Source organism: Sulfurivermis fontis (assembly GCF_004001245.1).
Taxonomy (GTDB): Bacteria; Pseudomonadota; Gammaproteobacteria; order Thiohalomonadales; family Thiohalomonadaceae; genus Sulfurivermis; species Sulfurivermis fontis.
On record NZ_AP018724.1, the window covers coordinates 780275 to 805192 of the forward strand.

At 64.6% G+C, this 24918-nt stretch carries 26 protein-coding genes and 1 tRNA gene; 10 read left to right on the forward strand and 17 right to left on the reverse strand.

The window, feature by feature from the left end; all coding sequences use genetic code 11:
• The first annotated feature begins 21 nt into the window (after nucleotides 1–21).
• Nucleotides 22–867, forward strand: coding sequence for an HDOD domain-containing protein (locus EP379_RS04065; protein WP_127476107.1), 846 nt, complete (start codon nucleotides 22–24; stop codon nucleotides 865–867).
• A gap of 438 nt (nucleotides 868–1305) precedes the next feature.
• On the opposite strand, the gene EP379_RS04070 is transcribed toward EP379_RS04065, so the two are convergent.
• Nucleotides 1306–1812 (reverse strand): zinc ribbon-containing protein, encoded by a 507-nt coding sequence (locus tag EP379_RS04070; RefSeq protein WP_232023969.1) that lies wholly within the window; start codon nucleotides 1810–1812, stop codon nucleotides 1306–1308.
• 299 nt (nucleotides 1813–2111) lie between these two features.
• Nucleotides 2112–3137 carry an IS110 family RNA-guided transposase gene (locus EP379_RS04075; protein ID WP_127476111.1) on the reverse strand — a complete coding sequence of 342 codons (1026 nt, stop codon included), beginning with the start codon at nucleotides 3135–3137 and terminating at the stop codon, nucleotides 2112–2114.
• Between the two features lie 513 nt (nucleotides 3138–3650).
• On the opposite strand from EP379_RS04075, the gene leuS reads away from it, so the two are divergent.
• A complete protein-coding gene (leuS, locus tag EP379_RS04080) occupies nucleotides 3651–6290 on the forward strand; it encodes a leucine--tRNA ligase (RefSeq protein ID WP_127478826.1) in 2640 nt (879 codons plus the stop codon).
• Between the two features lie 92 nt (nucleotides 6291–6382).
• Nucleotides 6383–6886 (forward strand): LPS-assembly lipoprotein LptE, encoded by a 504-nt coding sequence (locus EP379_RS04085; protein WP_172600369.1) that lies wholly within the window; start codon nucleotides 6383–6385, stop codon nucleotides 6884–6886.
• A gap of 167 nt (nucleotides 6887–7053) precedes the next feature.
• Here the strand turns inward: EP379_RS04085 and EP379_RS04090 are convergent, their stop codons facing one another.
• From EP379_RS04090 to EP379_RS04150, 13 genes are all read right to left on the reverse strand, one after another.
• A complete protein-coding gene (locus tag EP379_RS04090; protein WP_127476115.1) occupies nucleotides 7054–7227 on the reverse strand; it encodes a zf-HC2 domain-containing protein in 174 nt (57 codons plus the stop codon).
• On the reverse strand, nucleotides 7227–7823 hold the full coding sequence (locus tag EP379_RS04095) for a sigma-70 family RNA polymerase sigma factor (RefSeq protein ID WP_127476117.1): 597 nt from the start codon (nucleotides 7821–7823) through the stop codon (nucleotides 7227–7229). Before EP379_RS04095 ends, EP379_RS04090 begins: the two co-directional genes overlap by 1 nt.
• Nucleotides 7824–7906: 83 nt before the next feature.
• A complete protein-coding gene (locus tag EP379_RS04100; protein WP_127476119.1) occupies nucleotides 7907–8806 on the reverse strand; it encodes an HD domain-containing phosphohydrolase in 900 nt (299 codons plus the stop codon).
• A complete protein-coding gene (locus EP379_RS04105) occupies nucleotides 8803–9540 on the reverse strand; it encodes a DUF6969 family protein (protein ID WP_127476121.1) in 738 nt (245 codons plus the stop codon). Before EP379_RS04105 ends, EP379_RS04100 begins: the two co-directional genes overlap by 4 nt.
• A 3-nt stretch (nucleotides 9541–9543) precedes the next feature.
• Nucleotides 9544–9918, reverse strand: a complete 375-nt coding sequence (locus tag EP379_RS04110; protein ID WP_127476123.1) for a thioredoxin family protein — start codon at nucleotides 9916–9918, stop codon at nucleotides 9544–9546.
• 21 nt (nucleotides 9919–9939) lie between these two features.
• Nucleotides 9940–10416 (reverse strand): DUF302 domain-containing protein, encoded by a 477-nt coding sequence (locus EP379_RS04115; RefSeq protein ID WP_197722855.1) that lies wholly within the window; start codon nucleotides 10414–10416, stop codon nucleotides 9940–9942.
• A 65-nt stretch (nucleotides 10417–10481) separates the two neighbouring features.
• Nucleotides 10482–11174, reverse strand: coding sequence for a c-type cytochrome (locus EP379_RS04120; RefSeq protein ID WP_127476125.1), 693 nt, complete (start codon nucleotides 11172–11174; stop codon nucleotides 10482–10484).
• A 73-nt stretch (nucleotides 11175–11247) separates the two neighbouring features.
• Nucleotides 11248–11622, reverse strand: a complete 375-nt coding sequence (locus EP379_RS04125) for a thioredoxin family protein (RefSeq protein ID WP_127476127.1) — start codon at nucleotides 11620–11622, stop codon at nucleotides 11248–11250.
• Nucleotides 11619–11849, reverse strand: coding sequence for a nitrate/nitrite transporter NrtS (gene nrtS, locus EP379_RS04130; RefSeq protein WP_127476129.1), 231 nt, complete (start codon nucleotides 11847–11849; stop codon nucleotides 11619–11621). Before nrtS ends, EP379_RS04125 begins: the two co-directional genes overlap by 4 nt.
• An 11-nt stretch (nucleotides 11850–11860) precedes the next feature.
• Nucleotides 11861–12316: a hypothetical protein gene (locus EP379_RS04135; RefSeq protein ID WP_127476131.1), complete on the reverse strand. Its 456-nt coding sequence runs from the start codon at nucleotides 12314–12316 to the stop codon at nucleotides 11861–11863.
• Between the two features lie 284 nt (nucleotides 12317–12600).
• On the reverse strand, nucleotides 12601–13626 hold the full coding sequence (locus EP379_RS04140; protein ID WP_127476133.1) for an IS110 family RNA-guided transposase: 1026 nt from the start codon (nucleotides 13624–13626) through the stop codon (nucleotides 12601–12603).
• A 329-nt stretch (nucleotides 13627–13955) separates the two neighbouring features.
• Nucleotides 13956–17033 (reverse strand): PAS domain S-box protein, encoded by a 3078-nt coding sequence (locus EP379_RS04145; protein ID WP_127476135.1) that lies wholly within the window; start codon nucleotides 17031–17033, stop codon nucleotides 13956–13958.
• 109 nt (nucleotides 17034–17142) lie between these two features.
• Nucleotides 17143–17229, reverse strand: a tRNA-Leu gene (locus EP379_RS04150).
• A gap of 70 nt (nucleotides 17230–17299) precedes the next feature.
• Here EP379_RS04150 and queA point away from each other — a divergent pair.
• The 7 genes from queA (at nucleotide 17300) to rnk (ending at nucleotide 23693) form a co-directional block, all read left to right on the forward strand.
• Complete coding sequence (gene queA, locus EP379_RS04155; RefSeq protein WP_127476137.1) at nucleotides 17300–18361, forward strand: tRNA preQ1(34) S-adenosylmethionine ribosyltransferase-isomerase QueA; 1062 nt, start codon at nucleotides 17300–17302, stop codon at nucleotides 18359–18361.
• Nucleotides 18362–18390: 29 nt separating this feature from the next.
• Nucleotides 18391–19506, forward strand: a complete 1116-nt coding sequence (tgt, locus tag EP379_RS04160; protein WP_127476139.1) for a tRNA guanosine(34) transglycosylase Tgt — start codon at nucleotides 18391–18393, stop codon at nucleotides 19504–19506.
• A gap of 62 nt (nucleotides 19507–19568) precedes the next feature.
• Nucleotides 19569–19895, forward strand: a complete 327-nt coding sequence (locus EP379_RS04165; protein WP_127476141.1) for a preprotein translocase subunit YajC — start codon at nucleotides 19569–19571, stop codon at nucleotides 19893–19895.
• 116 nt (nucleotides 19896–20011) lie between these two features.
• Entirely contained in the window at nucleotides 20012–20269 is a 258-nt protein-coding gene (gene yajC / locus EP379_RS04170) for a preprotein translocase subunit YajC (RefSeq protein ID WP_420824450.1), read from the forward strand.
• Nucleotides 20270–20332: 63 nt separating this feature from the next.
• Nucleotides 20333–22192: a protein translocase subunit SecD gene (gene secD, locus EP379_RS04175; RefSeq protein ID WP_127476146.1), complete on the forward strand. Its 1860-nt coding sequence runs from the start codon at nucleotides 20333–20335 to the stop codon at nucleotides 22190–22192.
• A gap of 11 nt (nucleotides 22193–22203) precedes the next feature.
• Nucleotides 22204–23148, forward strand: coding sequence for a protein translocase subunit SecF (secF, locus tag EP379_RS04180; protein ID WP_127476148.1), 945 nt, complete (start codon nucleotides 22204–22206; stop codon nucleotides 23146–23148).
• Nucleotides 23149–23282: 134 nt separating this feature from the next.
• Nucleotides 23283–23693, forward strand: a complete 411-nt coding sequence (gene rnk / locus EP379_RS04185) for a nucleoside diphosphate kinase regulator (RefSeq protein WP_127476150.1) — start codon at nucleotides 23283–23285, stop codon at nucleotides 23691–23693.
• 3 nt (nucleotides 23694–23696) lie between these two features.
• Here rnk and EP379_RS16325 read toward each other — a convergent pair whose 3' ends face one another.
• Entirely contained in the window at nucleotides 23697–23870 is a 174-nt protein-coding gene (locus EP379_RS16325) for a hypothetical protein (RefSeq protein ID WP_172600370.1), read from the reverse strand.
• Between the two features lie 231 nt (nucleotides 23871–24101).
• A complete protein-coding gene (gene suhB / locus EP379_RS04190; protein ID WP_127476152.1) occupies nucleotides 24102–24905 on the reverse strand; it encodes an inositol-1-monophosphatase in 804 nt (267 codons plus the stop codon).
• Nucleotides 24906–24918 lie beyond the last annotated feature (13 nt).

The window sequence follows — 24918 nt, forward strand, 5'->3', positions numbered from 1 at the left end:
AAATAACGCGAAGAAATTCCCATGTCGTACGCCGCCGTTGCCGATATCACCCTGCCGCCGATGCCGGAATCCCTGCACCAGATCCGTGCCGAGCAGGCCAGGGCGGAACCGGACGTCGAGCGCATCACGGCCATCATCGCCGCCGACGTCGGCCTGGCCGCCGAGGTGCTCAAGACCATCAATTCCCCTATGTTCCGCCGCCGCCAGCCGCTCAGTTCGGTGCCCAAGGCGGTGATGCTGCTGGGGCTTTCCAACGTGCTCAATATCGTCGCCGGCGCGGCCCTGCGCCGCACCCTGGCGTGCGGCTCCAACAATCTGTCCCTCACCCGCTTCTGGGATACGGCGGGCGATGTGGCCTATGCGGCGGCGGCGTTGGCCGGCCGCCTGTCCGGCGTACCGGCGGACACCGCCCATACCATGGGGCTGTTCCACGATTGTGGCATACCCATCCTGATGTGCCGCCACCCCGACTATCTGGATACGCTCAAGAGCGCCAGCCGGCCCGACGCGCCGCTGATCACCACCCTGGAGCGCCAGCGTCACGGGGTGGACCACGCCCTGATCGGGGCCCGCGTCAGCCGTAGCTGGCTGTTGCCGGAGGCGATCGGCGCGGCCATCGAGCATCACCACGAGCTGCCGCGCCTGGTGGCCGGCAATGAGGTGGATGAGATGGTGATTTCCCTGGTCGCCCTGCTCAAGATGGCCGAGCATATCAGTAACGAGTTCCGCGGCGCCGCCTTCCGCAGCGGCGCCGACGATCGGGAATGGGACGAGGTGGGGGTGATGGCGCTGAGCCACTTTGACCTCGACCCCACCGATTTCGCCGACATCAAGGACGATATCCTGGGCGAGCTGGGGCGCCGCTGAGGGAGGACGTCGCCGTAAGCAGTCGGCGTATTTAAGGAAGCTCTGAACTTAGGAAGCTCTGAATAAGTTCAGAGCTTCCGCGGCACAGGGATGTGCCGCCAATTTTCAACGACGATAAGTCGTTGAAAATTGAAGCCAAGCGAAAATCACACTTTTCGCGTGGCGTGGTTTTGTCCACGGATGGACTTATGTCGCGCAGCCCAGGGAGGGGCGGGAGCGACTTGAAAAGTCCAGGATGGACTTATTCAGACCTTCCCTTATTCAGAGCTGCCCTGGGATTTCGTTCTGCCTCCCAGGCCCGAGTCCCTGCTGCGCCTTCGTGAGGAGACGGCGCGCGAAACGCCGGGCATGCGCCGTAGTTTGGCAGGACCGATACAGCGGTAGCGGGCAATGTTCGTTCGCCGGACACCGCTATCGCCCTGGCCGGCCTGATGGTTGTTATGTGTCGTCGCGTGATACCCGGCGATACACCGTGCCGTGGCACTTGGGGCAGGGCGGGATGTGACCGATGTGGTGGAAGTGCAGTTTCTCGCCGCAGGCCTTGCACTGCAGGGTGCCGATGCCGGTGATCTCGCCGCTGTGCCACTCGCCCACGGCGTCGGCGCGTTCCGCCAGCTGGCCCAGTTCGACGCGGGTGTAGTCCACGCTGCCGCGGAACAGATCGGCCAGTCCCTTTTCCACTAGTTGCAGGTCGAACCTGAGCCATTCCCCCAGCTCGCTGCCGGTGTCGGCGAGGAAGCGGGCGGCATCCTCCAGGTCGCGCCGCAGGTAGCCGCCGACGCGTTCGGCCTCCTCGCGCGTCAGTTCGCCCAGCTCCGTCGCCGTCTCCTGGGCGCGTTCGATGGCCCGTTCCACCACCGGCGCCGCCTTGTGCTCGGCGTCTTCCAGCGCCGTCTTCAGGCGGCCCAGCATGCGGTAGTAGGCATCGACCAGGTGCTGTTTCATGCCGGATTCGCTCATGTCAATTCTATATGGACGCCTCCCGTTTGCCAAGGGCGATTTTGGTGTGTTGGGACAGATAGGCTGCAGTTCTATATCCGGCCTGTTGTGCAGGAATAGACCTGCTGGCCCTGATGGAATCCGCTGACCCGCGCCTCATTCTCCTGAAGGACTCGAAGTCCTTACCGCCATACAGGTTTGGCGGGTCACGGTCTGACCTGTTTGCCATCACACTTTATCGACCTTGCGCAACCTTTACGGCGGCCACTCCTTTCTTCAAAGTGGTTGATACACTCGTCAGGCACCTATGCCGGCTGACTGACGAATCCCTTTTGGTACGTCCGTTCATGGGCGAGCATCGCCCAGATCGTTCGCGCCATCTTGTTGGCCAGGGCCACGACCGCGACATTCAGCGGCCGGCGCTGGCGTAATTTCGTGACCCACGGGCCGGGGTCTTTGGCGTGGGTCAGCACGGATCGCGCACCGTGAATCAGCAAGGTGCGCAGGTAGGTGTCACCGCGCTTGCTGATGCCGAGCAGTTTGATGCGCCCACCAGTGCCCACCTGTCGCGGCACCAGGCCGGCGAAGGCGGCGAACTCTCGCCCCGACTTGAAGGCTTTGGCGTCGCCCATGATGGCGACCGCCGCCGTGGCGGTCAGCGGCCCGACACCAGGAATTTCAGCGATTCGCTTGCAAGCTTCGTCTTGCTTGAGCCACAGCTGGATGCGCTGCTCGATGGCGGCGATTTCCCCATCCAGCTTCTCGATGCGCGCCCATTGCTCGCGCAACGTATCGATCACCATTGCCGGCAGCCGGTCTTCCAGTCTGGCCAAAGCCGCAGCAACTCCCTTCCTGACCCCCGCTTTGCCCTGCGGCATCACTTCACCGTATTCGGCGAGCAACCCCCGCAGGCCGTTAATCTGCGCGGTGCGGAACTTGACCAACTGGCTCCTCATGCGGTGCAGCGCCAGGATGGCCTGCTGTTCTTCCGTCTTGATCGCCACCGCCTTGACGTGCGGCTGCTGCACCGCTGTCCAGATCGCCCGCGCGTCCTGCCGGTCGTTCTTGTTGCCGGTGACGAACGGCTTCACCGCCTTGCCTGGCAGGAGCTTGACCTGGTGGCCCAGCGCCGTGAGTTTCCTCGCCCAGTGCTGCGCACCGCCGCAGGCTTCCATCCCAATGAGGCATGGTTGCCGGTTAGCGAAGTGTTCGAGGAACTTCTCGCGCTTGAGCTGCAGGCTCACGATCTCTCCGGTCTCCATGTCGATCCAGTGCAACTGAAATACCCGCTTGGCGATATCCACGCCAACGACCGTTTTGCTACCATTCATTTCGGACCCTCCGGTTTGCCTGTGAAGACCTTCAGTATCTTCCACCTTGGGCACTTCGATGCCGTCGGCCCGTGAGGGTCCACCTTCATCCCACCCACACCGCAAAGCTATCCACGGCGCCGGGCGCCGCAGGTCCCTCCATACCGAAGACGGCCAGCGCGCCGGATAACTCGTGTTCAGCGCTCACGGGGTGGGAGGCGTCCATTCAATTCTCCTTGATTGGGGATGTGCCCTAGTTTGAACCGAATAGGGGTCAGGGGCCAGGGGAAGAATACAGGTACGAGGGACGAGGGACGAGGTACGAGGGACGAGGGACGAGATACGAGGGACGAGGGGCAGGACACGAGGTACGAACAGCCAAGCGTGTCCCCCCTCCCGAACGCTTCGCCATACCATCGCAAGCTCGGTGTGGCTACGCATCCCCGTCCCTCGTACCTCGTCCCTCGTACCTGTGTTCTTGTGGTATTCTGAGCAGCTTTCAAAACCGGCGGAATTTCAGGAAAAAACATGGCGTTGCACGAGAGTTACGAGCCCCGTCAGGTGGAACGGGCGGTACAGGCGGAGTGGGAGCGGACGCAGGCGTTCCGCGTCACGGAGGAGGCCGGACGGGAGAAGTTCTACTGCCTGTCCATGTTCCCCTATCCCTCCGGCCGGCTGCACATGGGCCACGTGCGCAACTACACCATCGGCGACGTCATCGCCCGCTACCAGCGCATGCTGGGCAAGAACGTGCTCCAGCCCATGGGCTGGGACGCCTTCGGCCTGCCGGCCGAGAACGCCGCCATGAACAACGGCGTGCCGCCGGCCAAGTGGACCTACGGCAACATCGACTACATGCGCAGCCAGCTCAAGTCGCTGGGCTTCGCCATCGACTGGTCGCGCGAGGTGGCTACCTGCACGCCGGAGTACTACCGCTGGAACCAGTGGTTGTTCCTGCGCCTGTTGGAAAAGGGCATCGTCTACCGGAAGACCGGCACGGTGAACTGGGACCCGGTGGACCAGACCGTGCTGGCCAACGAGCAGGTCATCGACGGCCGCGGCTGGCGCACCGGCGCGGTGGTGGAGAAGCGCGATATCCCCATGTACTACATGGCGATCACCCGATATGCCGAGGAACTGCTCGCCGACCTCGACCAGCTCGACGGCTGGCCGGAACAGGTGCGCACCATGCAGCGCAACTGGATCGGCAAGAGCTTCGGCGTGCGCGTCGGTTTCCCTGTCGTCAGGGACGAGGTACACGATACGAGGGACGAAAACCGGCCGTTCGCATCTCGTCCCGCGTCCTCCGTGCCTGACGTGGTGTGGGTGTTCACCACCCGCGCCGACACCCTGATGGGCGCCACCTATGTCGCCGTGGCCGCCGAGCATCCGCTGGCGCTGTACGCGGCGCAGAACAATCCTGAACTCGCCGCCTTCATCGACGAGTGCCGCCACGGCGGTGTGTCCGAGGCGGAGATCGCCACCCAGGAAAAGAAGGGCATGGCGACGGGCCTCACCGTCAGCCACCCGCTCACCGGCGAGCAACTGCCGTTGTGGGTCGCCAACTACGTGCTGATGGGCTACGGCGAGGGCGCGGTGATGGCGGTGCCGGCCCACGACGAGCGCGACTTCGCCTTCGCCCACAAGTACGGTCTGCCCATCAAGACCGTGATCAAGACCGCCGCCGGCGACGCCACCCCGGCGCCGTGGCAGGAGGCCTACGCCGAGCACGGCGTGTGCATCAATTCCGGCAAGTACGATGGCCTGAATTTCGAGCAGGCAGTGGACGCCATCGCCGCCGACCTGAGTGCGAAGAACCTGGGCGAGAAGAAGGTGACCTGGCGCCTGCGCGACTGGGGCATCTCGCGCCAGCGCTACTGGGGCACGCCGATCCCGATGATCAAGTGTCCGAGCTGCGGCGACGTGCCGGTGCCGGACGATCAGCTGCCGGTGGTGCTGCCGGAGGAATGCGTGCCGGACGGCTCGGGCAATCCGCTCAACAAGTACGAAGCGTTTCTCGCCTGCACCTGCCCCAAGTGCGGCGGCGCGGCGCGGCGCGAGACCGACACCATGGACACCTTCGTCGACTCGTCCTGGTATTTCTTCCGCTATGCCTGTCCGGGCGCGACCGCGATGGTGGACAGCCGCGCCGACTACTGGATGCCGGCGGATCAGTACATCGGCGGCATCGAGCACGCCATCCTGCACCTGCTGTATTCGCGCTTCTGGACCAAGGCGATGCGCGATCTGGGGCTGACCACCGTGTCCGAGCCGTTCCGGAATCTGCTCACCCAGGGCATGGTGGTGGCGCCGACCTTCTATCGCGAGAGCAGTGACGGCCGCAAGCAGTGGTTCAACCCGGCCGACGTGGCCGTCACCGTCGACGACAAGAGCCGGCCGGTTTCCGCGCTGCTGAAGAGCGACGGCCAAAAGGTCGAGATGGGCGGCATCGAAAAGATGTCCAAGTCCAAGAACAACGGCGTCGACCCGCAGACCCTCATCGAGCAGTACGGCGCCGACACCGCGCGCGTGTTCATGATGTTCGCCGCGCCGCCGGAACAGTCGCTGGAGTGGAACGATTCCGGCGTCGAGGGTGCGCACCGCTTCTTGAAGCGCCTGTGGGCCTTTGCCGCCGACAACGTCGAGGTGCTGAAGGAAACCGCTTTGCCGGCCGATGCCGGCGACACCGTCCTGGCGGCCCGGCGCGAGATCCACGAGACACTCAAGCAGGCGCTGGTGGACTTCGGCAAGTACCAGTTCAATACCGTGATCTCCGCCTGCATGAAGATGCTGAATGCCATCGGCAAGCTGGAAGGCCAGGGCGCGGATGCGGTGCGCAGCGAGGGTTTTTCCATCCTGTTGCGCCTGCTCTCGCCCATCGCACCGCACATCACCCACGCGCTGTGGCGCGGCCTCGGCTATGGCGATGACATCCTGCATGCCACGTGGCCGCAGGTGGACGAGACAGCGCTCAAGCGCAACAGCATCGAGCTGGTGGTGCAGGTCAACGGCAAGCTGCGCGGCAAGGTGAACGTGCCGGCCGATGCCGACAAGGCCGCCGTCGAGCAGGCGGCCCTGGCCGACGAGAACGTGCAGCGCTTCATGGCGGGCCAGACGGTGGTGAAGATCATCGTCGTGCCGGGCAAGCTGGTCAATATCGTGGTGAAAGGCTAGTGACAAGTTCCAAGTGGCAAGTGGCAAGTAACAATCTGCGCCGCGTCATCTCGGGGCACGGTTTTCTTTTCTTGTCACTTGTCACTTGCCACTTGTTACTGACGTCCTGCGGCTTCCATCTGCGCGGCGCCGTCGAGCTGCCGCCGCAACTGGCGCGCACCCAGCTGGTCGGTGTCGATGCGCGCAGCGAACTGGCCGACGAAATCACAGCAGCGCTGGAGGGCGCCGGGGCGCAGGTGGTGACGGCGGATGCCACCGCGCAGTTGCATGTCAGCGGCGAGCGTGAGAACCGCCGGCTGCTGTCGGTAGGGCGTACCGGCCGCGCCAGCGAATACGAGGTGACCTACCAGTTCAGCTTCGAGCTGCGCGCGCCGGTGGTCAGCCAGGACAGGGACGGCCAGGCGAAGGTTCATTACCGTGTGCTGGTTCCGCGCCAGAGTGTAAGCCTCAGTCGTGACTATTCCTTCGATCGCAACAACGTGCTCGGCAAGGGTGAGGAAGAGGATCTGCTGATACGCGAGATGCGCGCCTTTGCCGTGCGCCAGATGCTGCTGCGTCTGCGCGCCGGGCTGCAAATGAAGGATTCAGAACAATAACATCCAACGCAAAGGGTTTTGTGCCAAGGCTGTTCAACACGGAGACACGGTTCCGCAAACCTTGCCCCTTCGCCTTTTTGCATCGGATTGTGGTGTTGACGCGATCACGCGCCCGCGTCCTTGTTCTCGCGCAGGCGGCAGCCGGCGGGAACCTGTCAGGCGGCGCCTCAGCCGCCGCCGATGCGGCGGCAGGCGGTGCGGATGAAGTGCAGCTGTCTTTCGAACTGGGTGCAGCCGCTGCACATCATCAGGTGCAGGCGCAGACCGATACGCTCCCGCAGGGTGAGCGGCCGGTCCTGGGCCTGGGACATGAGTTTGGTGGCGTGCTTGCAGGTCAGCATCAAGGCTTCTCCCCGTCGAACCAGCTTTCTTCCAGGCACAGACGCAAGCGGGAGCGGGCGCGGTGCAGGATCACCCAGCAGTTGCTTTCGCTGATCGCCAGCTCCTTGCAGATTTCCGCCGTCTCCAGTCCCAGCATTTCACGCATCATGAAGACGCGTGCGGTGTTTTCCGGCAGGTGATGCAGGCAGGCGTCGAAGACCTGCCAGAACTGTCCATTCTCAAGTTCCTGTTCCGGTCGCCCCCAGTCGGTGGGGCGTTCCTCCTTGCGCCAGTAGCCGTGCTCGTTGAATTGACCGTCCAGCTCGTCGTCAAGGGCGATGCCGTCGTCGTAGCTCTGCACCGGGTGGCGCGCGCGTTCGCGGATGATGTCGATGATCTTGTTGCGCAGGATGGCGAACACCCAGGTCTTGAGCTGGGCGCGGCCGGCGTAGCGTTCCTGTGCGGCACAGGCGGCGGCCATCGCCTCCTGCACGGCATCCTCGGCGGCAGCGGTATCGCGCAATTGCAGGCTGGCGAAGCGCAGCATGTCGGAGCGCAGTGCGATGATCGCCGCGGTATCGAATGTGCCGTCGGTTGGTGTGATGTCCGGGGACATGAAGCTCCTTCCGTGCGGGACGGGCGTTGCGCCGCGGTCGCTACAGACAGAGGATACTGTAATGGCATGCAGTAGCCCATGAGTCAGGCCCTTATATTTTCCAGGCTGGCGGCGGAGGCGCGCACCAGCTCGCCGATGACGTCCAGATCCGCCTCCGCTTCCAGCTCCTGGGCCGTGCCCTTGCGGCCGGTGTGGATGGCGCAGACGTGGCCGTCCCGGTGCGCCACCGTGGCCTCGCTGCCGCAGTGGCGGCAGTAGACATGTTCGCCGTCACGCTGGCTGCGGCGCACGACGATGGTGGGGCCGCACACCGGGCAATCCTGCAGGGGGATGCCGTGATCGGTATGGCCGACGATGTGATCGAGGGCGCCGTCGCGGCCGAGGGCGAGGAAGCGGGTGCCGAGGGCGCGGTCGAATTGGTGGTCGAGGTTGTCCTCGATGATGGCGAGGGCCTGGGCGACGGCCATGCCGCGGCGGTAGGGGCGCGTGCTGGTCATGGCGTCGAAGGCGTCGCAGATGCCGACGATGCGCGCGTCGATGGGCACGCGCTCGCCCAGGAGGCGGGCGGGATAGCCGGTGCCGTCGGGGCGTTCGTGATGGTGCAGTACGGCGGCGTTGGCCAGGGGTGCCAGGGGGTGTTCGGCCAGCAGGCGCGCCCCCACCTCCGGATGGGTCTTGATCACCTCGTATTCATCCTCGGTGAGGCGATCGGGTTTGTTGAGGATGGCGTCGGGCACGCTGATCTTGCCCAGGTCGTGCAGAAAGCCGCCCAGGGTGATGCGCGCCACATCGGCGCCGGGCAGGCCGGCGTCTTGCGCCAGCAGGCGGCTGTACTGCGACACGCGCCACAGGTGGCCGCCGGTATAGGGATCGCGCGCCTCCACCATCCAGGCCATCACGAACAGGCTTTGCAGCAGTTGTTCTGCCGCTGTCTTCTGTCGTGCGGGCAGCCAGCGGCGCAGCAGGGAGAGGGCTGCGTTCATGGGCGGGACTCCTCCAGTTGTCTGGTCCAGGCGGCGACATCGATGGGCAGGTAGCCGGTGATGTCCAGGCGGCGGTCTTCGAGTATGTCGGTTGCAGGATAGGCCGCGCGCCAGGCGGCGACTACCGCGTCGCGGTGGCGCAGCAGCGCCTCGGCGTGGGGACGGAACAGGATCAGCATGGCCGTGATCCAGCGGTTCACCGGCCACGACGGTGCGGCGTGGTCGATGCGGAAGCGATCCAGCAGGGCGATGGCATCCTCCGCCGCATACCAGGTTTCGCCGGTCACCCAGCGGTTGACCGCAAACAGGCCTATGGGATAACCCCAGGCATTCATGGCGATGCCGAGCAGATGGCAGATGGCATCGTCACCCTGGGGCCAGGGCTCCGTGGCCGGCGGATGGTTCACCGGTTTCATACCCGGCGGCATGCCGCCGGCACGCACGAAGGTATGGAAGTGGCCGTGCTCGCCCGCCTCGGGACGATGGGCATGGTAGTAGTACTGGCTGTGGGTTTCGCGGTCGAATACGTCATCGTGCGGATAGTGTTCCATCTCGATGAACTCCCCTTGGCCACGCAGCACTTCTCCCACCACGTTGAGGCCGGCCTTCTCCAGCACACGATAGCATTCACCGATCTCCCGTGCCGCCGCCAGCAAGCGCGTGCGCTGCGCCGCATCGAGCGTGCGCGCGTCAGGCGGGGCTAGCAGCGGCGGTATGGGCAACGGTGCCGTCATGGTTCACAGGGCCCGGCGCAGCAGCGTGGCGATGGAGCCGCGATTGGTATCTGCGGTGGAGCGGCCTACCTCGCTCTTGCCGCGGAACACGATCAGTGTGCTTTGATATTTGACGCCGAACGACTGCACCACATCCCGCTGGCTGTCGAAATCCACGCGCAGCACGGAGTAGTTTGCGAAATCACTTTCTTTGAGCAGTTCGCCCAGGATGATGTCCTGCTTCTTGCAGGTGGGGCACCAGTCGGCGTGGATGAATACCAGCACAGGACCGCCCTGCTGTTGCAGCGCGGCAAAGGCCTCAACGCTGAAGGGGCGTTCGGCGGCGCCGGCTGCGGTGGTGAACAGCAGGGCCAGCGAGATTATCAGTGAACGGATCATGGTGTACTCCCTGGTGTGGTGTCAGTTGTTGCCGGCGGTGGCAACGATACGGGCGAAAATCGGGTCCAGTTCCGCCGCCATGGCATCCAGTTCCATGCTGCCGTAGGGCGCGAACACGGCGCTGGGGCGACGATAGGTGATGCTCGCCGTGCCGTCGGCATTTTCCGTGACGTACAGGCGCAGCGGCGCCTCGATGCCGGCGGGGACGCTGGCGGCCAGCATGCGCACGGCATAGTCGTTGCGGAACACCATCAGTACCTCGTTGCCGGGGATGGTAACGCCGCGCTTGGCGGCGCCGCCACTGGCACTGGCGCGGGCCACCAGGCCCATGCCGTTGGCGGCGATGGCCCGCTCCAGGCGGTCGATCAACACCGGATAGCTGTGCGGCGTGGTGATTACGACGGTGCCCGGATAGGGCGTGTCTTCAGCAACACTGACGGCGGGCATGACGCACAGCAGGAACAGCAGTGCCAGCGGGGCGGGTGTATTGGCAGGCATGACCGCTTTCTCCCTGATTCAATGGAACGCCGGCGACGGTTTCCCGCCGCCAGCTAGGCGTGTGGCTACCGTGCCGCGCAGGGGTTCTTCGCTGCGCAGGGGTTCTTCGCCGCGCAGGGGTTGGCCGCTGCCGCCGGCCTGAAGTCTTTCTGCAACGTGCCGACGTAGGCAACGAGCGCGGCCAGCTCCTTCGAATCCCAGGGCAGCGGTTTGGCAGCCATGGGCTCGGCTAGGCACAGTTGCACCATCTCGTCCAGATGCACCTGTTTCAGGCCGTAGCGATCCTGGGCCATCTGCACGAAGTGCGGATAGGGCTGGGCGAAGGTGGCCTGGAAGGCGCCGTGATTGCTGTGGCAGGTGGCGCAGGACATGCCGTTGCTGGAGAGCGTGGTGTCGTGGAACAGATTCCTGCCGGCGGCGACGAGTTCTTTCATATCTCCTCTGTAGGGACGATAGTTTTTGGGCCGGGTGACCGCGGCGGCATCTTTTACCGCACCGGCGGCACAGGGATTCTTCGCCGCGCAGGGATTCTTCGCCGCGCAGGGATTCTTCGCCGCGCAGGGATTCTTCGCCGCACAGGGATTCTTCGCCGCACAGGGATTCTTCGCTGCACAGGGATTGGTGGCGGCACGGGGCGCACAGGGGTTGCGTGGAGCGCAGGGGGCGGCGAGGGCTGGGCTGCCGCCGAGCGCCAGCGTCAGCACGCTGCTGGCGGCGAGGGTCAGGATATTGTGATGTGGTGTCGTGTTGCGTTTCATGGCGGTACTCTCCTTGGTGTGTTGTTGTCCGGTTATGTCTTGGTCGTCACGGCGGGCCGAACCTTACAGTGGCTCAGTGGCCGGTCAGATGTTGCCGCAGCCAGGCTTCGCTCACAGCGCCCAGGCGCACCTCTTTCACCCGGCCGTCGCGCACCGCAATGAAGCTCGGTGTGGCGGCGATGCCGACGGCCCGCGCCAGCGTCGGGTCGTCGCTCACTTCCACCGCGACGAGGTTGGGGTGAGCAACGCGCAGCCGTTCCACCAGCGGCTTGATGGCCTGGCAGGGTCCGCAATGGCGCGCGTGGAAGAAATAGATACCGTTGCGTACCGGGGCGGTGGCGGGGAGTACGCTGCCGGTGCTGCGACGGGCGCGACAGACCAGTGCATACTGGCGCAACAGCAGCAACGCAAATACCAGGCCGGCGGTCAGGGCGATGCTCAGGTTCATGGGGCCTCCTGTGACAGCTGGTGGCGGGCGGCGCTGTAGCTGGCGACGCCGTAGGGCACCAGGAAATTGAGCAGCGCGTGCGCCCAGCGGATGTCGGCGCCGTGCAGCAGGGCCTCGCCCTGGTTGATCAGGTTGAGGGCGAGACCGACCACCAGGGCGATGCGCACCGCGCCGCGCACGATGGTCGGCGCGCAGGCGGCACGGAGGATGGGAACAATATCTGGCATGGATGCCTCCCTCAGCGGAAGTGAGCGGTGAGGATCTCGCCGGTGAGATGCGCGCGCGACGGATCCTCCAGGTCGTTCTTGTGCACCACTACAAACAGGTGACCCTTGCCAAGGTCCGCGTGGCGGCGGGTGTCCGGTGCGATTGGAACGAACAGTGGCGACGGCACCAGCGGGGAGAACGCCGGTTCCAGTTTCTTGCGCGTCAGTTCGAAATCCAGCAGGGTGGCGATCACAACCGGCAGCTGGCGCGACAGCTTGTGTACGGCGCGCAGTACATTTTCCTCCGGCTCGGCGGCGGTGATGCTGGTGGAGATGACGGCGCCGCGCACCTCGGTTGCGTTGATGTTGTCGAGTTCGTCGAGCGAGGCCAGTGGCATGGCCGCGTAACCCAGTTTGCCCAGCAGGCTCTTCATGCTGGTGGCGATGAAGGGATGCGGGCGGGCGAGCAGGATGCGGTGTTCGGACATGTCGGTTCTATATGGACGCCTCCCGTTTGCCAAGGGCGATTTTGGTGTGTTGGGACAGATAGGCTGCAGTTCTATATCCGGCCTGTTGTGCAGGAATAGACCTGCTGGCCCTGATGGAATCCGCTGACCCGCGCCTCATTCTCCTGAAGGACTCGAAGTCCTTACCGCCATACAGGTTTGGCGGGTCACGGTCTGACCTGTTTGCCATCACACTTTATCGACCTTGCGCAACCTTTACGGCGGCCACTCCTTTCTTCAAAGTGGTTGATACACTCGTCAGGCACCTATGCCGGCTGACTGACGAATCCCTTTTGGTACGTCCGTTCATGGGCGAGCATCGCCCAGATCGTTCGCGCCATCTTGTTGGCCAGGGCCACGACCGCGACATTCAGCGGCCGGCGCTGGCGTAATTTCGTGACCCACGGGCCGGGGTCTTTGGCGTGGGTCAGCACGGATCGCGCACCGTGAATCAGCAAGGTGCGCAGGTAGGTGTCACCGCGCTTGCTGATGCCGAGCAGTTTGATGCGCCCACCAGTGCCCACCTGTCGCGGCACCAGGCCGGCGAAGGCGGCGAACTCTCGCCCCGACTTGAAGGCTTTGGCGTCGCCCATGATGGCGACCGCCGCCGTGGCGGTCAGCGGCCCGACACCAGGAATTTCAGCGATTCGCTTGCAAGCTTCGTCTTGCTTGAGCCACAGCTGGATGCGCTGCTCGATGGCGGCGATTTCCCCATCCAGCTTCTCGATGCGCGCCCATTGCTCGCGCAACGTATCGATCACCATTGCCGGCAGCCGGTCTTCCAGTCTGGCCAAAGCCGCAGCAATTCCCTTCCTGACCCCCGCTTTGCCCTGCGGCATCACTTCACCGTATTCGGCGAGCAACCCCCGCAGGCCGTTAATCTGCGCGGTGCGGAACTTGACCAACTGGCTCCTCATGCGGTGCAGCGCCAGGATGGCCTGCTGTTCTTCCGTCTTGATCGCCACCGCCTTGACGTGCGGCTGCTGCACCGCTGTCCAGATCGCCCGCGCGTCCTGCCGGTCGTTCTTGTTGCCGGTGACGAACGGCTTCACCGCCTTGCCTGGCAGGAGCTTGACCTGGTGGCCCAGCGCCGTGAGTTTCCTCGCCCAGTGCTGCGCACCGCCGCAGGCTTCCATCCCAATGAGGCATGGTTGCCGGTTAGCGAAGTGTTCGAGGAACTTCTCGCGCTTGAGCTGCAGGCTCACGATCTCTCCGGTCTCCATGTCGATCCAGTGCAACTGAAATACCCGCTTGGCGATATCCACGCCAACGACCGTTTTGCTACCATTCATTTCGGACCCTCCGGTTTGCCTGTGAAGACCTTCAGTATCTTCCACCTTGGGCACTTCGATGCCGTCGGCCCGTGAGGGTCCACCTTCATCCCACCCACACCGCAAAGCTATCCACGGCGCCGGGCGCCGCAGGTCCCTCCATACCGAAGACGGCCAGCGCGCCGGATAACTCGTGTTCAGCGCTCACGGGGTGGGAGGCGTCCATTCAATTCTCCTCGCAGGGCCCGGTACTACGGGCGTGAGGCTACTATTCCACCGCTGGCTTAATTCACGCTTAAAGAGCGGTGGAATGCCGGGGTGGGAAAATCGCCAGACAATGGGGGCGACGTTCAGGAGGGGGTGTCGGCAGTGAGCGGCACGTAGACGGCGTAGTTGTTCTTGCCACGGTGCTTGACGGTATACATGGCCTGGTCGGCGTAAGTCACCAGACTCTCCAGGCTGTCGGCGTGCAGCGGGTAGAGGCTGATGCCGATGCTGGTGCCGATGTGCAGCTGATGGCCGTCGATGTGGAACGGGCTGCTCAGGCTGGCGATGATCTTGCCGGCCACGGCCTCGGCATTGATGGGGGCGCGGATGTTGCGCAGGATGACGGTGAACTCGTCGCCGCCCATGCGCGCCACGGTGTCGGAGTCGCGCACGCAGCCTTGCAGGCGCTGCGCCACCTCCTGCAACAGGCGATCGCCCATGTCGTGGCCGCAGGTGTCATTGATTTCCTTGAAGCCGTCCAGATCGAGGAACAGCAGGCCGACCGCGCCGCCGCTGCGCCGCGCCGCGGCGATGGCGCGCTCCAGGCGGTCGAAGAACAGCGGGCGGTTGGGCAGGTTGGTGAGCACGTCGAAGTGGGCGAGGTGCTCCAGGCGCGCCTCCAGCTCCTTGCGCGCGCTGATGTCGTGTTTGATGGCCACGTAATGGGCGATGCGGTCCTGGCTGTCGCGTACCGGTGCGATGGCCATGATCTCGGTGTACAGGGAACCGTCCTTGCGGCGGTTGATGATTTCGCCGCGCCATACCTTGCCGGCGGTGATGGTGGCCCACAGCTGGCGGTAGAAATCGCCGTCCTGATGGCCGCTCTTGAGGATGCTGGGTTTCCGGCCGATGACTTCCTGTGCCGTGTATCCGGTCATCTGGGTGAAGGCCGGATTGACGTACTCGACGGTGCCGGCGGGATCGGCGATCACCACCGCCTCGGCTGCCGCCTCGATGGCCACGCTGCGGGTGTTCAGTTCCTCGCGGATGCGGCGCTGCTCGGTGATGTCGCGGGTGATGCCGATGATGCCGTTGGGCGTGCCGTCGGCGTCGTGCATCAGGTTGACCATCACGTCGGTCCAGACGGTGGAGCCGTCCTTGCAAGGCTGTTCCAGCTCCCAGCGGTGCTGCAGCACCTCGCCGGTCTCCAGCACGTGGCGGATGCCGACGGCGGCACGCTGCGCCGATTCCGGCGTCAGCGCCTGCTCCACCGGCGCCCGCATCACTTCCTCCGCGGTGTAGCCGCGCAGGCGCTGCACCGACGGGCTGACGTAGGTGAAATTGCCGTTCAGGTCCATGGTCCAGATGACGTCGAAGGCGTTCTCCGCCAACAGGCGGTAGTGGCGTTCGCTGTCGCGCAGGGCCTGTTCGATGCGCTTGCGCTCGCTGATGTCGTTGAAAGAGACGAAGGCCGCCGGCTTGCCGTCGTAGGTGGTGAGGGCGGCGGAGAGGTAGACCCAGAACGTCTGGCCACGGTCCGTCCTGAGCTGGGCCTCGAAATCGGCGACATGGCCGTCGCGGCGCAGCTGCTCCACCATCACCGTGCGTCGCGCCGGGTCGGCCCAGTAGTCGGGCGCGTGACGGCCGATGGCCTCGGCCTTGTTGAGGTGGAAGTGCTGTTCGGCGCGCTCGTTGAGGTAGAGCACGCTGTCGTCGATCAGACTGGTGACCACCACCGGGAAGGGGGCGGTTTCGGTGAGCGTGCGGTAGTTTTCCTCCGAACTGCGCAGTTGTTCCTGCAGGCGGTTGCGTTCGGTGACGTCGACGGCCAGCGCGACCACGCCGCTGAGTTGCCCGTGGGCGTCGTGCAAGGCGGCGTTCATCCACTCGCACAGGATGCGTGCGCCGGATTTGGTGAGATTCCAGTTGAGGGAGCGGCTGTCCGGCAATGCCCTGACGGCGCGCTGCACGGCACCGAGCACCTGCTCCTGTTCCTCGGCGGGCACCATGAAGTCGAGGAAGCGGCGCCCCATCACCTCGTCGGCGCGCCAGCCGAAGATTTGTTCAGCCTGGCGATTCCAGGCCGTCACCCGTTGCTGCGCGTCGGAAACGATGATCGCCATGGGCGCGTTCTGATACACCACGCGGTAGCGCTGCTCGCTGGCGCGCAAGCGGTGATTGAGGCCCATGATGTAGAAGATGACGGCGCCGCCGAACAGCGTGACCAGGGCGCCGAGGCCGATGCTCCAGTAGAATAGTCGGAGGTCGGCTTGCTGCGTGGGCTCGAACAGGAAGCCGCTGTAGTCATAGTCGGCGGGCAGCATGCCGAGGCCCGCGTAGCTGTCGGCGATGTGCTTCCAGCGCAGGGGGTTCATGTAACCCAGCTCCACCAGCTCGGGCAGGATCAGGCGTTGCATGGCGTGCGCCTCGTACAGCAGGTGCTCGATGTCTTTGCCGCGGTTGTAGCGGCGCTGGATCAGGGCCGCCGTTTCCTCCGGGTGGGACAGGGCATAGGCCCAGCCGCGCAGGCTGGCATCGCGGAACGCGCGCACCGTTTCCGGCGACAGCCGGGCCAGGCGCTCGCTGGTGAACAGGCTGTCACCGTAGAAGTCGATGCCGGCCGAGCGCGGGGTGATCTCGAGATAGTCGATCTTCCGCCGCCGCAGTTCCCAGGGTTCGTCGGTGGAGTAGGCGGCCACAGCGGCGACGCGCCCGGCCAGCAAGTCGTCCAGGTTGTCGCGGCGCGGTTCCAGCACGAAGTCTTCGGGCGACAGGCCGAGGGCCTGGATGAAGGCGAACAGCTCGTGCTCGTGGGGAACGATCTGGAGGGGCTTGCCGATGAGGTCGTGCACCGAGTCCACGTCGGGACCGCGCTTGGCCAGCAGGATCAGGGGGGAATGCTGGAAGATCACCGCCACCGCCACCACCGGCGCGCCCTGGGCGCGGGCCAGGAGCAGTTCCGAGGCGCCGATGCCGAAGTCCGCCTTGCCCGCGGCCACGTCTGCCACCGGGTCACGTTCCGGATGGCCTTCGCGGATGGTGACGTCGAGCCCGGCCTCGTGGTAATAGCCCTGCTCCAGCGCGGCGTAGTAACCGGCGAACTGGAACTGGTGATACCACTTCAGTTGCAGGGAAACCGGTTGCAGGGCTGCAGGCTCGGCATGCAGCGGCGCGCCCAGGCAGAGCAGCAGGGGCAGCAGGAGGCGTAGCGCGGACGTCATTGGGTTGTGTGGCCCCGCGGGAGAAACGGTGTCGGATCAGGCGTCTACTTTACCCGCTTCGGCCGGGAATGTCCGCCGCGGAGGAGGGGGCGGGCACGGTGTTGGAAGGTGGTGCCGAGGGTCGGAATCGAACCGACACGGGGTTGCCCCCGGCAGATTTTGAGTCTGCTGCGTCTACCAGTTTCGCCACCCCGGCTGGGGAGGGGGCATTATAGGGAAAGGTGTAGGCGGCGGCAAAGCCCCTTTTTTGCTACGATGCGCGGCCCATGCGCCGCCAGGACTTCCATTTCGACCTCCCCCCGGAGCTGATCGCCCAGCATCCCGCCGCCGAGCGCGGCGGCAGCCGGCTGCTGCTGCTCGACGGTGCCGACGGCACGCGCCGTGACCTTTTGTTCCGCGACCTGCCCGGCCTGCTGCGCCGTGGCGACCTGCTGGTCTTCAACGATACACGGGTGATTCCGGCGCGCCTGTTCGGCCGCAAGGAGAGCGGCGGCCAGGTCGAGGTGCTGGTGGAGCGCATCGTCGGCGAGGAGCGGGTGCTGGCCCATGTGCGTGCCAGCAAGTCGCCCAGGCCGGGCACCTGGCTGGTGCTGGAAGGCGCGGTGGAGGTGGAAACGCTGGGGCGTGCCGGTGACCTGTTCGAGCTGCGCTTCCCCGGTCCGGTGCTGCCCCTGCTCAAGCAGTACGGTCACATGCCGCTGCCGCCCTATATCGAGCGTGCTGCCGCCGCGCAGGACGGCGAGCGCTACCAGACCGTCTATGCCCGCCGCGAAGGGGCGGTGGCGGCCCCCACCGCCGGCCTGCATTTCGATGACGCGATGCTGGCCCGCCTCGCCGGACAGGGCATCGAGCGCGCCTTCGTCACCCTGCACGTCGGTGCCGGCACCTTCCAACCGGTGCGGGTGGATGACATCCGTGAGCATGTGATGCATCACGAATACCTGGAGGTCCCAGCCGAGACCTGTGCCGCCATACACGCTGCCCGTGCCCGCGGCGGCCGCGTGGTGGCGGTGGGGACCACCGTGGTGCGCAGCCTGGAGACGGCGGCGCGCGGCGGTGTGCTGGAGCCCTTCGCCGGCGAGACCGACATCTTCATCTATCCGGGTTATGAATTCCGCGTGGTGGATGCGCTGCTCACCAACTTCCACCTGCCCGAGTCCACCCTGCTGATGCTGGTGTCGGCCTTTGCCGGCTACGACCATGTGATGGCGGCTTACCGCCATGCGGTGGCCCAGCGCTATCGTTTCTTCAGCTATGGCGACGCCATGTTTGTTTTGCCCAAAGTGGCAAGTGACAAGTTGCAAGTGGCAAGAAAAGAGCAGATGTAACCTGGGACTTGGAACTTGAGACTTTCCCCATGAACTTCGAACTCCTCACCACCGACCACCAGGCCCGCCGCGGCCGGCTGCACTTTGCCCGCGGCACGGTGGAGACGCCGGCCTTCATGCCGGTGGGTACCTACGGCACGGTGAAGGCGATGACACCGGAAGAGCTGCGCACGCTGGGCGCGGAGATTATCCTCGGCAACACCTTTCATCTGATGCTGCGCCCCGGTACCGACATCATCAGCCTGCACGGCGACCTGCACGGTTTCATGCACTGGGAAGGGCCGATCCTCACCGACTCGGGCGGCTTCCAGGTGTTCAGCCTGGGCGAGATGCGCAAGATCAGCGAGCAGGGCGTGACCTTCGCCTCGCCGGTGGACGGCAGCAAGGTGTTCATGGGGCCGGAGGAGTCCATGGCGGTGCAGCGCGCGCTGGGCTCCGACATCGTGATGATCTTCGACGAGTGCACCCCCTATCCGGCGACGGAGCAACAGGCGCGCACGTCCATGGAGCTGTCGCTGCGCTGGGCGGCGCGCAGCAAGGCGGCCCACGGCGACAACCCCAATGCCCTGTTCGGCATCGTGCAGGGCGGTATGTATCCGCACCTGCGCCGCGAGTCCCTGGCCGGGCTGGTGGAGATCGGCTTCGACGGCTACGCCATCGGCGGGCTGTCGGTGGGCGAGCCCAAGGAGGAGATGCTGCATACGCTGGCGGCGATCACCCCGCACATGCCCACCGACCGGCCGCGTTACCTGATGGGTGTCGGCACCCCGGAGGACATCGTCGAGGCGGTGCGCCGCGGCGTCGATATGTTCGACTGCGTGCTGCCCACCCGCAATGCCCGCAACGGCCACCTGTTCACCAGCGAGGGGGCGGTGCGCATCCGCAACAGCCAGTACCAGCACGATACCCGCCCGCTGGACCCGGACTGCGACTGCTACACCTGCCGCCATTACAGCCGCAGCTACCTGCGCCACCTGGACAAGTGCGGCGAGATCCTGGGGGCCCGCCTCAACACCATCCACAACCTGCACTACTACCAGCGCCTGATGCGCGACCTGCGCGCCGCCATCCAGGCCGGCAGCCTGGCGCAGGCGGTGGCGGAGTTCTATGGCCGGCGGGGACAAGCCGTGCCGCCTATGCCATAATGCCGGCCGTTTTTTACTGTCTTAGGTTAGACACAGCCAGCATATAAACGTGGGGAAATGCCATGGGTTTTTTATTTGCTGATGCTTGGGCAGAAACAGTCCACACCACGCAGCAGCCCTCTCTCTTTGAAGGATTGTTGCCCCTAATTGTTCTTTTCGCTGTATTTTGGTTCTTGTTTGTGCGGCGACGTGGAAAAGCACCAATATCTTTTGACGATTACAAGCGTAAGTATCCGAAGCATGTGAGTGAAGGGAAGGTTGGGTGTTATAACTGCGGTGCGCGGGATATTCATATCCAAGTTGCAGAAACTAGCCCACGTTCTCGAACTAATGTTCATATCTGCCGGCAATGTGGTTCAGAGTTGTATCGCAGCAAAGTAACCCGTTGATTTTATAGAATCTAAATGGTGATTAAGGAGTTGTTATGAGCTTTTTTATTTCCGACGCTTGGGCCGAAGCCGTACCCGCCGCTGCTCAGCAGGGGAGTCCGTGGGATGTTTTACCGATGTTCGCCATTATGTTCGTCGTGTTTTACTTCCTGCTCATCCGTCCGCAGCAGAAGCGCGCCAAGGAGCACCGCACCATGGTCGAAAACCTGGCCAAGGGCGACGAGGTGGTGACCGGCGGCGGCCTGGTGGGCAAAGTCACCGACCTGGGCGACAACTTCATCGAGGTCGAGGTGGCCGACAATGTGCGCGTCAAGGTGCAGCGCCAGATGCTGGCCTCCGTCCTGCCCAAGGGAACCATCAAGAGCGGTCTGTAATCCCATACAAGAAAAAAAGTATCCCGGCCCGCCGCCATGCGGCGGGCCCTTGGAGTTGCATCCATGAACAAATATCCCCTGTGGAAGAATCTGCTCATCGCCCTCGTGCTGCTGGTGGGGGGAGTCTTTGCGCTGCCCAACCTGTACGGCGACGACCCGTCGGTGCAGGTGTTGGCGAGCCGTGCCGGCAAGGTCGACACGGGCACGCTCGAACGCCTGGAGCAGGTGCTGAAGTCGCAGGGAATCGAACTGAAGCGTGCCGAACTGCTCGGCGATACCTTGCTGTTGCGCTTTACCGGCACCGAGCCGCAGCTCAAGGCCTACGAGCTGGTGCGCGAGACCCTGGGCAGCAATTACTCGGTGGCCCTCAATCTGGCGCCGGCGACGCCGTCCTGGCTGCGTTCGCTCGGAGCCATGCCCATGTACCTGGGCCTGGACCTGCGCGGCGGCGTGCATTTCCTGATGCAGGTGGACATGGACGCCGCCGTGGCGCAGGCGCTGGAGCGCTATGTCAGCGACTGGCGCACCCTGCTGCGCGACAAGAAGGTGCGCTATCTGACGGTGGCCAGCAATGCCGGCCGTGTCGAGGCGCGTTTTCGCGATGCCGCCGAGCGCGACCACGCCCAGGAGCTGCTGCACGCGGAATACCGTGATCTGCTGCTGGAGAGCGCCGAGCGGGACGGCGTGTTTCTGCTGCAGGCCCGTCTGAGCGAAAAAGAGCTGCGCGACATCAAGAAATTCGCCCTGCAGCAGAACATCACCACCCTGCGCAACCGCGTCAACGAGCTGGGTGTGGCCGAGCCGGTGATCCAGCAGCAGGGCGACGAGCGCATCGTGGTGCAACTGCCCGGTGTGCAGGACACCGCACGTGCCAAGGACATCCTCGGCGCCACCGCCACCCTGGAGTACCGCCTGGTAGACGAAGAACACAATGTGGCCGATGCCGTGGCCGGCCGCGTGCCGCCCGGCAGCCGCCTGTATTACGAGCGCAACGGCCAGCCGATCCTGTTGCAGCGCCAGGTGATCATCACCGGCGACCAGATCATCGATGCCGCCTCCGGCATCGATTCACAGAGCGGCGGCCCGATGGTCAGCGTCACCCTGGACGGCCAGGGCGCGCGGCGCATGGACAACACCACCCGCGACAACGTCGGCAAGCGCATGGCGGTGGTGTTCATCGAGACCAAGACCGAAACCAAGACGGTGAACGGTCAGCCGCAGCGTGTGACGTCGCGCACCGAAGAGGTGATCAGCGTGGCGGTGATACGTGATCGTTTCAGCAAGCGCTTCCAGACCACCGGGCTGGACAGTACCGAGGAGGCGCGCAACCTGGCCCTGCTGCTGCGCGCCGGCGCCCTGGCGGCGCCGATGGAGATCGTGGAAGAGCGCACCATCGGCCCCAGCCTCGGTCAGGACAACATCGATCAGGGCGTCGCCTCGGTGGTCATCGGCTTTGCTCTGGTGGTGGTCTTCATGGTGTTCTGGTACCGCGCCTTCGGCCTCATCGCCGACCTGGCGCTGCTGCTCAACCTGGTGCTGATCGTGGCGGTGCTGTCGCTGTTGCAGGCCACGCTGACCTTGCCCGGGATCGCCGGCATCGTGCTGACGCTGGGCATGGCGGTGGACGCCAACGTGCTGATCTATGAGCGCATCCGTGAGGAACTGCACAACGGCAATTCGCCGCAGGCCAGCATCAATGCCGGCTACGAGCGCGCCTTTGCCACCATTGCCGATGCCAACATCACCACGCTGATTGCGGCGGTAGTGCTGTTCGGCTTCGGCACCGGCCCGGTCAAGGGATTTGCCGTGACGCTGTCCATCGGCATCCTCACCTCCATGTTCACCGCCGTGATGGTGACCCGTGCGGTGGTGAACCTGACCTACGGTCGCCAGCGTCGTCTGGCCAAGCTGCCGCTGGCCTGAGGAATTGAATCATGCAAATCTTCTGGAATACCAATATCGATTTCCTGGGTCAGCGCAAGCTGGCTATGATGGTGTCCATTCTGTTGTTCGTGGTGTCCATCGGTGCGCTGGTCACCCGCGGTCTCAATCTTGGTATCGACTTTACCGGTGGCACACTCATCGAGTTGGCCTACTCCAAGCCGGCAGAGTTGAGTGAGGTGCGTAACACGTTGGTCGCCAGCGGCTATGGCGACTCTGTGGTACAGCATATCGGCAGCACGCGCGAGGTGATGGTGCGCGTGCCGCCGCGCGAGGGCATGACCTCGGCGACCCTCAGCAACGAGGTACACCGTGCCTTGGAACAGGCGGCGGGTGAGAAGCTGGATCTGCGCCGTGTCGAGTTCGTCGGTCCGCAGGTGGGCAAGGAACTGCTGGAGAACGGCGGACTTGCGATCCTGTATGCCCTCATCGGCATCCTGATCTACGTGGCCCTGCGTTTCGAGTACCGTTTGGGGGTCGGCGCCATCATTGCCCTGATCCATGATCCGGTGTTGATCCTCGGCTTGTTCGCTCTGTTCCAGTGGAACTTCGACCTGACGGTGCTGGCGGCGATCCTGGCGGTGATCGGCTATTCCCTCAATGACACCATCGTGGTCTACGACCGCATCCGCGAGAACTTCCGCAAGCTGCGCAAGGCGACGCCGGTGGAGGTGGTCAACGCCTCCATCAACCAGACCCTGTCGCGCACTGTGCTCACCTCCGGTACGACCTTGCTGGTGGTACTGGCGCTGGTGATCTTCGGCGGCGAGATGATCCGCGGCTTCGCCATCGCCTTCCTCATCGGCATCCTGGTCGGCACCTATTCCTCGGTGTATGTCGCCAGCGCCGCCGCCCTGGCCCTGGGCATCAGCAAGGAAAACCTGATGCCGGTGAAGAAGGAAGGCGAGGGGGAGGAAGAGATGGAGAACCTGCCTTAGGCTGCACGGAACCTATCCGGGCAGCCTGGCAAAACGCCGGCCGGCCCGTGACGAAGACACAGGGCCGGGCCGCAAGGTGCCGGCCCTGTGCTTTTTGTGGCTGGCGAGCAATGAAGTGAGTGAGGAACAATGAAATGACCATGCCCGCAATCAAGATCACCAGCAGCGATTACGATCGGCTAGATACCCTGCTGGCCCGCCCGCAGTACCGCCACCTGCCGGCGGCAGAGGCCCTGCGCCAGGAGATGGAGCGGGCCGAGGTGGTGGAGCCGGCGCAGATGCCGGCCGGGGTGATCACCATGCACTCCACGGCGCGTTGTCTGGAGGAGGGGGAGGGTAGGGAATACGAGCTGACCCTGGTCTATCCGACCGAGGCGGACGGTAGCGCCGGGCGCGTCTCGGTGCTGGCGCCGGTGGGCACGGCGATGCTCGGTCTGGCGACGGGGCAGGAGATCGACTGGCCGGGTCCGGGCGGGCAGGTACTGCGGCTGCGTGTGCTGGCGGTGACCTATCAGCCGGAGGCGGCAGGGGATTTCAATCGCTGAGGTTCAGGCGGCGGCGTGCGCATCGTGCGCCGCCTCGGGAGGCTCGATGGCGATGATCTCGAACACATCGGGACTGCTTTGCCAGGCGTAGCCGCTGGCGAAGTCATCCAGGCCAGCGAGCACCTCGCGCATGGTGAGTTCGAGCGGGGTGATGGTGTTGATGCGTAGTGCCTGCACGCTGCTGTTCCGTTGCTGAAGTGAATAGTCCTTCAGTTTGTCGGTCGGTGCCCCGGGAACTTGAGGGTGGGACTCTAGGGAAGGTCTGAATAAGTCCATCCTGGACTTCTCAGACCACGCCAAGCGAAAAGTGTGATTTTCGCTTGGCTTCATTTTTCAACGACTTATCGTCGTTGAAAAATGGTGGCACATCCCTGTGCCGCGGAAGCTCTGAACTTATTCAGAGCTTCCCTAGCGGCGCAGCGCCTCGGGCAGGGCCGGTTGGATGGTCTTGAGGATGGCGCCGTGCAGTTTCACATTGCCGCCGACGATGTTGCCGCTGGTGAGAAAGTTCTGGCCACCGGCGAAATCGCTCACCACGCCGCCAGCCTCCTGGATCAGCAGGGCGCCGGCCGCCATGTCCCACGGCGACAGGCCGAATTCCCAGAAGCCGTCGAGGCGGCCGGCGGCGACATAGGCCAGGTCCAGGGCCGCGGAACCGGCGCGGCGGATGTCGGCCACCTTGGGCGCCATGGCGCGGAAGGTGTCCAGATACGGATCGAGCAGGTCCGGCTGGCGGAAGGGAAAGCCGGTGCCGATGAGGGTGCCTTCCAGTTCGTTGCGGCGCGAGACGCGGATGCGGCGGTTATTGAGCTGGGCGCCGCCGCCGCGGCTGGCGGTGTACAGGTCCTGGCTCACCGGATCGTAGACCACGGCCTGATCGAGCTGGCCCTTCACCATCAGGGCGATGGAGACGGCGTACTGCGGGAAACCGTGCAGGAAATTGGTGGTGCCGTCCAACGGGTCGATGATCCACTGGTAGGTTTCGGCGCCCGGCTGCTGACCGCCGCTTTCCTCCGCCAGGATGGCGTGGTGCGGATAGGCCTTCTGGATGATGGCGATGATTTCCTGTTCGGCGCGGCGATCGACTTCGCTGACGAAGTCGTTGTGCGACTTGCTGGTGACGGTGAGGCCATCCACATGTTCGGCGGAACGGGCGATAATGTCGCCGGCCCGGCGCGCTGCGCGGACCGCGATGTTCAGCATGGGGTGCATGGAGGCACTCTCC

Excerpts from the sequence above, each read along its gene's own strand:
- tgt (WP_127476139.1), top strand. The coding sequence starts at position 18,391 with ATGAACTTCGAACTCCTCACCACCGACCACCAGGCCCGCCGCGGCCGG.
- EP379_RS04110 (WP_127476123.1), bottom strand. The coding sequence starts at position 9,918 with ATGATCCGTTCACTGATAATCTCGCTGGCCCTGCTGTTCACCACCGCA.
- queA (WP_127476137.1), top strand. The coding sequence starts at position 17,300 with ATGCGCCGCCAGGACTTCCATTTCGACCTCCCCCCGGAGCTGATCGCC.
- EP379_RS04165 (WP_127476141.1), top strand. The coding sequence starts at position 19,569 with ATGGGTTTTTTATTTGCTGATGCTTGGGCAGAAACAGTCCACACCACG.
- EP379_RS04140 (WP_127476133.1), bottom strand. The coding sequence starts at position 13,626 with ATGAATGGTAGCAAAACGGTCGTTGGCGTGGATATCGCCAAGCGGGTA.
- EP379_RS04120 (WP_127476125.1), bottom strand. The coding sequence starts at position 11,174 with ATGAAACGCAACACGACACCACATCACAATATCCTGACCCTCGCCGCC.
- suhB (WP_127476152.1), bottom strand. The coding sequence starts at position 24,905 with ATGCACCCCATGCTGAACATCGCGGTCCGCGCAGCGCGCCGGGCCGGC.
- EP379_RS04075 (WP_127476111.1), bottom strand. The coding sequence starts at position 3,137 with ATGAATGGTAGCAAAACGGTCGTTGGCGTGGATATCGCCAAGCGGGTA.
- EP379_RS04090 (WP_127476115.1), bottom strand. The coding sequence starts at position 7,227 with ATGCTGACCTGCAAGCACGCCACCAAACTCATGTCCCAGGCCCAGGAC.
- EP379_RS04070 (WP_232023969.1), bottom strand. The coding sequence starts at position 1,812 with ATGAAACAGCACCTGGTCGATGCCTACTACCGCATGCTGGGCCGCCTG.
- EP379_RS04100 (WP_127476119.1), bottom strand. The coding sequence starts at position 8,806 with ATGAACGCAGCCCTCTCCCTGCTGCGCCGCTGGCTGCCCGCACGACAG.
- EP379_RS04095 (WP_127476117.1), bottom strand. The coding sequence starts at position 7,823 with ATGTCCCCGGACATCACACCAACCGACGGCACATTCGATACCGCGGCG.
- EP379_RS04125 (WP_127476127.1), bottom strand. The coding sequence starts at position 11,622 with ATGAACCTGAGCATCGCCCTGACCGCCGGCCTGGTATTTGCGTTGCTG.
- rnk (WP_127476150.1), top strand. The coding sequence starts at position 23,283 with ATGACCATGCCCGCAATCAAGATCACCAGCAGCGATTACGATCGGCTA.
- EP379_RS04065 (WP_127476107.1), top strand. The coding sequence starts at position 22 with ATGTCGTACGCCGCCGTTGCCGATATCACCCTGCCGCCGATGCCGGAA.
- EP379_RS04135 (WP_127476131.1), bottom strand. The coding sequence starts at position 12,316 with ATGTCCGAACACCGCATCCTGCTCGCCCGCCCGCATCCCTTCATCGCC.
- secF (WP_127476148.1), top strand. The coding sequence starts at position 22,204 with ATGCAAATCTTCTGGAATACCAATATCGATTTCCTGGGTCAGCGCAAG.
- secD (WP_127476146.1), top strand. The coding sequence starts at position 20,333 with ATGAACAAATATCCCCTGTGGAAGAATCTGCTCATCGCCCTCGTGCTG.
- EP379_RS04105 (WP_127476121.1), bottom strand. The coding sequence starts at position 9,540 with ATGACGGCACCGTTGCCCATACCGCCGCTGCTAGCCCCGCCTGACGCG.
- EP379_RS04145 (WP_127476135.1), bottom strand. The coding sequence starts at position 17,033 with ATGACGTCCGCGCTACGCCTCCTGCTGCCCCTGCTGCTCTGCCTGGGC.
- yajC (WP_420824450.1), top strand. The coding sequence starts at position 20,012 with ATGTTCGCCATTATGTTCGTCGTGTTTTACTTCCTGCTCATCCGTCCG.
- EP379_RS04115 (WP_197722855.1), bottom strand. The coding sequence starts at position 10,416 with ATGCCTGCCAATACACCCGCCCCGCTGGCACTGCTGTTCCTGCTGTGC.
- nrtS (WP_127476129.1), bottom strand. The coding sequence starts at position 11,849 with ATGCCAGATATTGTTCCCATCCTCCGTGCCGCCTGCGCGCCGACCATC.